Raw genomic sequence first — 1,248 nt, forward strand, 5'->3', positions numbered from 1 at the left:
CGATTACACCGTGCGTTTCCTCCCGGATAGCGATCAGGCCGAGGTGCGCCTGGCCTTGGAAGAGGGCGAAGCGGTACGCAGTTTGAGTTTTGATCTGGGCAAAAAAGGCTATTACAGCGACTTTAAAACCGACGGCACGTGGCAGCTCGGCGCCGCGCAAGCCGGGGAAAAACAGCAGGGTGTATGGCAACCCGGCAAAGGTAAAACCAGCCTTACCTACCGCGTGCGCATCAACCACCCACGGCCTGCCGCCGAAGGCAAAGCCACCAGCTATGACGCACGCATGACCGCCGATTGGGCATTACTGCGCGGCGACGACCTGGTGCCCAGCGCCAAGCTTGATCAACACGACGGCACCGAACTGGTTTCGCGCCTGCAATTCGAATTGCCCAAAGGCTGGAAAAGTGTGGAAACCGGTTGGCCACGCATCGGCAAAAACCGCTTTCGTATCGACAACCCCTCACGCCTGTTTGACCGCCCGACTGGTTGGATTCTCGCCGGCAAAATTGGCACCCGTCGCGCCAAGTTGGGCGAAACCGAAGTCACCGTCGCCGCGCCGGTGGGCGAGGGTATGCGCCGTATGGATGTGCTGACGATGCTGACGTTTGTTTGGCCGCAGGTGCAGACCGTATTCCCGCGCGACCCGGCCAAGTTGTTAGTGGTCGGGGCGGGCAACCCGATGTGGCGCGGCGGCCTGTCGGCGTCGAACTCGCTGTTTATGCACAGCGACCGGCCCCTGGTCAGCGAAAACGGCACCAGCTCGTTGGTGCACGAACTGGTCCATGTATTCAGCCGGATTCGCGACACCGACCAGAGTGACTGGATCAGCGAAGGCCTGGCTGAGTACTACGCCATTGAGCTGGTGCACCGTGCTGGCGGCATGAGCGAAGAGCGCTACAAAGCCGTAAACGACGACCTGAAAAAATGGAGCCGCAAAGTCACTACGTTGCGTGGTGATAGCGCCAGTGGCCGCACCACGGCGCGGGCGGTGTTGCTGCTGCAAGACCTCGACCGCGAAATTCGCAAAGGCACCGGCAACAAGCGCTCACTGGATGATGTGAGCCAGGGCTTGATGCGCATGGATGGGGTCAGCACCAAGGACTTCATCAGCGTAAGCGAGGATGTGCTGGGTGGGGCTTCGAAGGTGCTGGACACGCCGCTGCTCAAGTCTGCGGAGTGACAAAGGACTTTGTACGACTGGCGATTGTGGATCCCCGCCTGCGCGGGGATGACGGAGGTTTTTGCAGC

At 60.7% G+C, this 1,248-nt stretch carries 1 protein-coding gene; it reads left to right on the forward strand.

Features of this window, described 5'->3' with window-relative positions; genetic code table 11:
• The coding region (locus tag AAAB16_RS10390; RefSeq protein WP_340663256.1) for a hypothetical protein at positions 1–1,180 on the forward strand (1,180 nt) is incomplete at its 5' end.
• Positions 1,181–1,248: the final 68 nt, after the last annotated feature.

Source organism: Pseudomonas sp., from assembly GCF_037994325.1.
GTDB lineage: Bacteria > Pseudomonadota > Gammaproteobacteria > Pseudomonadales > Pseudomonadaceae > Aquipseudomonas.